Source organism: Streptomyces sp. UH6, assembly GCF_013421635.1.
GTDB lineage: Bacteria > Actinomycetota > Actinomycetes > Streptomycetales > Streptomycetaceae > Streptomyces > Streptomyces abyssomicinicus.
This window is the reverse complement of sequence record NZ_JACADT010000285.1, coordinates 1-6,249: the sequence shown is the minus strand read 5'-3', so window position 1 is coordinate 6,249 and position 6,249 is coordinate 1. Positions and strand designations below refer to the sequence as shown.

General features: G+C 70.1%; 5 protein-coding genes. 1 reads left to right on the top strand and 4 read right to left on the bottom strand.

Annotated features, from left to right (window positions below; genetic code table 11):
* Positions 1–465: 465 nt before the first annotated feature.
* Complete coding sequence (locus tag HW445_RS15500; RefSeq protein ID WP_180221606.1) at positions 466–3,357, bottom strand: UPF0182 family protein; 2,892 nt, start codon at positions 3,355–3,357, stop codon at positions 466–468.
* A gap of 137 nt (positions 3,358–3,494) precedes the next feature.
* Here HW445_RS15500 and HW445_RS15495 point away from each other — a divergent pair, with 137 nt between their 5' ends.
* Complete coding sequence (locus tag HW445_RS15495) at positions 3,495–4,037, top strand: PPA1309 family protein (RefSeq protein WP_180221605.1); 543 nt, start codon at positions 3,495–3,497, stop codon at positions 4,035–4,037.
* A gap of 48 nt (positions 4,038–4,085) precedes the next feature.
* On the opposite strand, the gene HW445_RS15490 is transcribed toward HW445_RS15495, so the two are convergent.
* The 3 genes from HW445_RS15490 to HW445_RS15480 form a co-directional block, all read right to left on the bottom strand.
* Positions 4,086–5,180: a PDZ domain-containing protein gene (locus HW445_RS15490; RefSeq protein ID WP_180221604.1), complete on the bottom strand. Its 1,095-nt coding sequence runs from the start codon at positions 5,178–5,180 to the stop codon at positions 4,086–4,088.
* 108 nt (positions 5,181–5,288) lie between these two features.
* Complete coding sequence (locus HW445_RS15485; RefSeq protein WP_180221603.1) at positions 5,289–5,432, bottom strand: hypothetical protein; 144 nt, start codon at positions 5,430–5,432, stop codon at positions 5,289–5,291.
* A gap of 175 nt (positions 5,433–5,607) precedes the next feature.
* On the bottom strand, positions 5,608–6,159 hold the full coding sequence (locus tag HW445_RS15480) for a molybdenum cofactor biosynthesis protein MoaE (RefSeq protein ID WP_257231086.1): 552 nt from the start codon (positions 6,157–6,159) through the stop codon (positions 5,608–5,610).
* Positions 6,160–6,249: the final 90 nt, after the last annotated feature.

Below are 6,249 nucleotides of genomic sequence, written 5' to 3'. Positions count from 1 at the left end.
GACGCTCATCGCCTCGACGTCCCCGGCTTCGGCGGCGATCCGCTGCCCGGCCTCGTCCGCCGGGTCGCCGACGAAGCCGGCGGTCGCCCCGGCTCCCTCGGCCCCGGTGACCTCATCGGCCCCGGCCGTCCCGTCCGGATCGACGGACGGTGCAAATCGCCCTGTGTCCAACAGAGTTCCCTTGTCCCCCATAACGTCCATCGTCGCACCACCCGAACCCCGGGTACACCTGGTATACCGCAGCCTTGGAGGTCACTTCAGCGTTTTGTCGACATGCCCACAGAGAGACAAGCGAAACCCTGGCGGCCCAACTGCCCCCGTCCCCCAAGGGGTGTTGAGCCCTTCCGGCCTGCGGCGCAGCCCGGAACGGACAAGGCCCGGTTCCCCCGAACGAGGGACCCGGGCCTTGCACCGCATCCGAAGATCCGGTATTGGCGCCGCGGTTTCAGCTACCGACCGGGAAGGTCAGTCGCCGGCCGAGGGGGCCCGGGCCTCCTCGGCGCGCTTCAGCGCCTCCTCGAGATCTTCCTGTGCCCGGCCGTAGGCCTCCCAGTCGCCCTTCTTGAAGGCCTCCTGGCCCGCGTCGAAGGCTTCCTGGACGTCCTTCAGCGCCTCGTCGAGCGTGGCGTCGCCCGGTTCCGGCGGGGTGGTCTCCTCACCGGGCGGGGTCTCCTCCTCGGGCGGCTGGGCCTCACCACCGGCTCCGAAGACCTTGTCCAGCGCCTGCGCCAGGGTGTCCTCGAAGGCGGTCTGCCCGTTGTAGCTCACCAGCACCTTGCGCAGCAGCGGGTACTTGAGGCCGCCACCGCGGACGTAGACCGGCTCGACGTAGAGCAGGCCCTCGTCGAGCGGCACCGTCAGCAGGTTGCCGTACTCCACCTCGGAGTCGCCGCCCCGCAGCAGCCGGATGGTCTCGGCGATGTCCTGTTCGGAGTTGAACATCGACTGGACCTGCTTGGGTCCCTGGACCGTGGTGCTGGTCGGCAGCTTCAGGATGCGGATGCTTCCGTAGTCGTCCGTGCCCGCCTCGGCGTTGACCGCCATGAAGGCGCTCAGGTTGTCGCGGCCGTTGGGCGTGAACGTCGTGGTCAGCGAGAAGGCCTGCTGCTGCTGGTCCGGCATCTTCATGGAGAGGTAGTACGGCGGCACCGCCTCGCCGGCCCGGGTCGTCGGGTCGTCCGGCACCTGCCAGACCTCGCTGCCGCTGAGGAACGTCTCGGAGTCCTCGACGTGGTAGCGGGTCAGCAGCTCACGCTGGACCTTGAACAGGTCCTGCGGGTAGCGCAGGTGGTCCATCAGCTGGTCGGAGATGGCCGAGCGCGGCTCGACGGTGTCCGGGAAGGCCTTCATCCAGGTCTTCAGGACGGGGTCCTTGGTGTCCCACTCGTAGAGCTTGACCTGGCCCGTGTAGGCGTCGACCGTCGCCTTGACCGAGTTGCGGATGTAGTTGACCCGGTCCTCCTGGGCGATCACGGCACGCTGGTCCGTGGTCAGCGAGTCGGAGGTGGTGTCGCCGAGGGTGGTGCGCGAGGCGTACGGGTAGCCGTTGGACGTCGTGTAGGCGTCCACGATCCACTGGATCTTCCCGCCGATGACCGCCGGGTAGGGGTCGCCGTCGATGGTCAGCCACGGGGCGACCGCCTCGACCCGCTCCTTCGGGGTGCGGTTGTAGAGGATCTTCGAACCGTCGCCGATGGCGCCCGAGTAGAGGATCTGCGGCTCGCTGAAGGCCACCGCGTACGCCGCCCGGTTGAGCGGGTTCGCCAGGCTGACGCCGCTGTCGCCCTTGTAGCGGGTGCCGACCTCCTGGCCGTCCTTGGAGTAGTCGATCTCCTCCTGCGGACCGCCGACGATCGAGTACTGGGTGGTCTTCTCGCCGTAGTAGACGGCCTGCTGGTAGGTGCCCAGCTGGCCCTGGGAGGGCAGGTCGTACTCGGTGAAGACGGGCAGGCCCTCACCGTCGGCCTCGGTGCCCTTGGCGGCCACCACGCCGTAGCCGTGGGTGTAGCGGAAGTGGTCGTTGATCCAGTTCCGCTTGGGCACGCCGTTCAGGTCCAGCTCACGCAGACCGATCACGGTGTCCTGGGTCTGGCCGTCGACCTTGTACCGGTCGACGTCCAGGTTCTCCGGGAAGCCGTAGTAGCTGCGGATCTGCTGACGCTGCTGGAACGTCGGCGAGACGATGTTCGGGTCGAGCAGACGGATGCTGGCGGCCTGGTCGGCCTGGGTCCGCAGCTCCGGCTTCTGCTCCGGGTCCGCGCCGCGGCCGGAGTAGCCGGTCACCTTGGTGTCGTCGATGTCGTAGGCGTACCGCGTCGCGTCGATGTTCTTGGCGACGTACGGAGCCTCCTTGGCCTGCTCGTTCGGCTGGACCTGGAACTTCTGCACGATGGCCGGGTACAGGCCGCCGATCAGCAGCGCCGACAGGACCATCAGGCCGAAGCCGATGACCGGCAGCTGCCAGGTACGCCGCCACAGCGTGGCGAAGAACAGCAGCGCGCAGATGACGGCGATGCAGAACAGGATGGTCTTGGCCGGCAGGTAGGCGTTGGCGTCGACGTACCGCAGGCCGGTCCAGTTGTCGGTGGCCTTGAAGTCGCTGGACTTCACGGCGAGGCCGTAACGGTCCAGCCAGTAGGCGATCGCCTTCAGGCTCACGAACAGGCCGAGGAGCACCGACAGGTGCCCGGTGGCCGCGCCGGTGGCCTTGGCGCCCGGGGAGCTCAGCCGCAGACCGCCGTAGAGGTAGTGGGTCACGGCGGCCGCGATCAGCGAGAGGACCACGGCGGCGAATCCGAAGCCCAGCAGGAACCGGTACCAGGGCAGGTCGAACGCGTAGAAGGCGACGTCCAGCGAGAACTGGGGGTCCTTCTTGCCGAAGTCGACGCCGTTGACCCAGGTGAGCCAGGTGCGCCACTGGCTTCCGGCCGAGGCGCCCGCGACCAGGCCCACCAGGGCCGTGATCGCCAGCAGCACCCACTTCTTGTAGGGGGCGATGCCCATCCGGTACCGGTCGAGGTTCTGCTGCTCGACCGACATGGCGCTCAGCGGCGGCCGCAGGCGGTGCGCCAGCCAGATGTTGACGCCGACGGCGGCGGCCATCAGCAGGCCGAAGACGAAGAAGAGCCCGATCTTCGTGGTCAGCGTGGTGGTGAAGACCGACGAGTAGTCCACCGAGCGGTACCAGAGCCAGTCGGTCCAGAACCCCGCGAACATGGTGAACGCCATACCGAGGACGGCAAGGACGCCCAGCGTCATGAGCAGGGTCCTGGACCGCCGGGACGGGCGGCCCACTCTCATCCGCGGCCCTGTCGGGCCTCCGCCGCGGTCCGGCATCTGGAAAGCCAAGGTGCGCACCTCAAGTCAGTGTGGAGCCGTCAGGTCCTCGGCGGACCCGGCGGGGGGACCCGTTCATCATGGATCCCCACCTATGCAACTTACCGAGGCTTTACCCAGTTCCCGATTACGGGTGGATACCAGGCAGGATTGTGACCATGTCCAACACCCCCATGGCGGCGAACCCGCTCACCCGGGCCGTGCTCGAGATCGACGAGTACGCCTCCACCCTCGGCTGGGACCAGCCCGCCCGCCTCTTCGCCCTCGTCGACACCTCGGCGCTCCGCGCCCAGGAGCCCGCCCTCGCGGACCAGCTGGGCCTGCCCGACGAGGCGGAGCCCGCCGCCCTCACCCCCGTGGAGCAGGACGAGATCCCGGCCTCGCAGCCGCTGGACGAGTTCCTCGCCACCATCGCCTGGCCGGACGCCGTCGCCGGCTGCGCCCTCACCGTGGAACGCCTGATGCTCCCGCCGACCGCGGAGGCCGAGGTGCCGATCGGCCTGGACGACGCCGGGCTGGCCCGCTGGGTCGCCGACCACCCGCAGCGTCAGGAGGTCCGGATGACGGTGGCCGTGCTGCGCGACGGCTCCCGCGAGTCGGCCCTGCGGCTGCGGGAGAAGGACTCCCCCACCGAGGTGCTCACCGGCGCCGGACTGGTCCCGGGACTGGCCGAGGCGCTGTCGGCGACCTTCGAGGACTGACTCCGCGGGACCCGGCCCGCCCGCACGCGGCGGCCGGGTCCGGCGGGCTCAGCCCGTCGAACACCGGGGGAGGTCCCCGGTGCGGCCCTCGCGGATGTCCTCCAGGGCGTCCAGCGCGTCGTCCAGGTCGCCGACCTTGACCAGGGTGAGGCCGGCCGGGATGTCCTCGGCCGCCGTCGCGCAGTTCTTCTCCGGGGTGAGGAAGTACGTGGCGCCCTTGGCCCGCGCGCCCACCGTCTTCATGCTGATGCCGCCGATCGGCCCGACCTCGCCCGCGTCGTCGATGGTGCCGGTGCCGGCCACGAAGGCCCCGCCGGTGAGACTGCCGGGCGTCAGCTTGTCGTAGATGCCCAGCGCGAACATCAGACCGGCGCTGGGGCCGCCGACGTCGGCGAGCTTGATGTCGATGGCGAACGGGAAGGTGTGGTCGGTCCCCGCCGCGATGCCCACGATGGCGCGCGGCTCGCCGCCGTCCTCGGACTTCGCCGTGGTGATGGTGAGGTCCTCGGTCCTGGTGGCCTCGCGGCCCTCCCGCTCGGCGGCCGCCTGCTCCTTGGCGGGCACGACGGTGAAGACCACCTTCTCGCCGGGCTTGTGGCGGGTCACCAGCTTCGAGACGTCGCCGGGCTCCTTCACCGCCGTGCCGTCGACCGACCTGATCACGTCGCCGGCGTGCAGCACGCCCTCGGCCGGCGTGTCCTTGACCACCGTGGAGACCACCACCCAGGACTTCACCGGGATGTCCAGCTCGCGCAGGGCGGCGACCTTGGCGCTCTCCTGGGACTGGCTGAACTCCTCGGCGTTCTCCTGGCTCGACTCCTCCTCGGTCTGCCCCTCCGGGAAGAGCGTGTCGTGCGGGACCACCTTGTTGTCGTGTGCCAGCCAGCCGTACATCGCCGAGACCAGGTTCAGCCGGTAGTCGGGGCTCGTGACCCGCACCGTGGTCATGTTGAGGTGGCCGTCCGCGGGATAGGTGCGGTGACCGGAGATGTGCAGCACGGGATCGCCGTCGTGCTTGCCGAGGGTGTTCACCGTCGGGCCGGGCGTCATCTCCGAGTACTCGGTCGGGACGGCCAGTCCCGCGCACAGGAGCACGATCAGCATCAGGGTCGAGGCGAGCATCGTCGCAGTGCGGCGTGGCATGGAACGACAGTACGGGACCTGCCCGCCGGAGCACCGCCGGGGCCGTCCGTACGGGCTGCCCCGGCGACGCTCCGGTTCCTGCCGCTTGTGCCGGGCGAGGCGCGCTTCTCAGGAGCCGGGGACCGAGGTGGTGGTCGACCTCTCCATCGCCTCGCGGAAACGGGCGTATCCGACGAGTTCCGGACCGTCCCCCCGGGACCTGCGGGTCCGCAGGGCCCAGGTGCCCCAGAGACTCGCACCGATCGCAGCCACAAGCGGAATCAGCAACCAGGCGAGAGCCGCCATGCCGACCTCCAACCCGAATGAGCGACTGCAACTGACTGATCAGCAGATTAACCTTCCGCAGTGACAACGCTCATGGCCACCCCTCGGTTACGCAACCGGAGGCGGGGCGGCGCTCCGCCCCGACCGCGGCCGGGCGGCCCGCTCAGCAGGAGCCGACCCACTCCTCGGTGCCGTCGCTGAAGCGCTGGTGCTTCCAGATGGGCACCTCGTGCTTGAGGTCGTCGATGAGCCGCCGGCACGCCTCGAAGGCCTCCGCCCGGTGCGGGCACGACACCGCCACCACCACCGCGAGGTCCCCGACCTCCAGGTCACCCACACGGTGGACGGCCGCCAGCGCCCGGACGGGGAAGTCCGCGGCCACCTTCTCCGCGACCCGCCGCAGCTCCGTCTCGGCGGAGGGATGGGCGGAGTACCCCAGCGCGTCCACGTCCGCTCCCCCGTCGTGGTTGCGCACCGTGCCGACGAACAGCGCCGTCCCGCCGGCCGCCTCGTCACCGACGGCACGGAACACCTCGTCCAGGGAGAGCGGCGTGTCGCGGATCGCGATCAGCTTCAGGGGCTGCGGCGCCGCGCGCTCACCCGGATGGACGCCCGGGGAAGCCGGCTGGGAGGCGGCCTCGGACGGAACGGCGGAGGCGGCGTCGTGCGAGGCGGTGGGGGAGGTGGTGTGGGAGGTGGTGTGGGAGTCGGCCATGCACGCCATCGTGCCCCACGGGTCACGCCACGGGAAGGGCTGACCTGCCGTACCGGCAGGTCACCCCGGACGCCGGGCCCGCCACGAGGG

Excerpts from the sequence above, each read along its gene's own strand:
- HW445_RS15480 (WP_257231086.1), bottom strand. The coding sequence starts at position 6,159 with ATGGCCGACTCCCACACCACCTCCCACACCACCTCCCCCACCGCCTCG.
- HW445_RS15490 (WP_180221604.1), bottom strand. The coding sequence starts at position 5,180 with ATGCCACGCCGCACTGCGACGATGCTCGCCTCGACCCTGATGCTGATC.
- HW445_RS15495 (WP_180221605.1), top strand. The coding sequence starts at position 3,495 with ATGTCCAACACCCCCATGGCGGCGAACCCGCTCACCCGGGCCGTGCTC.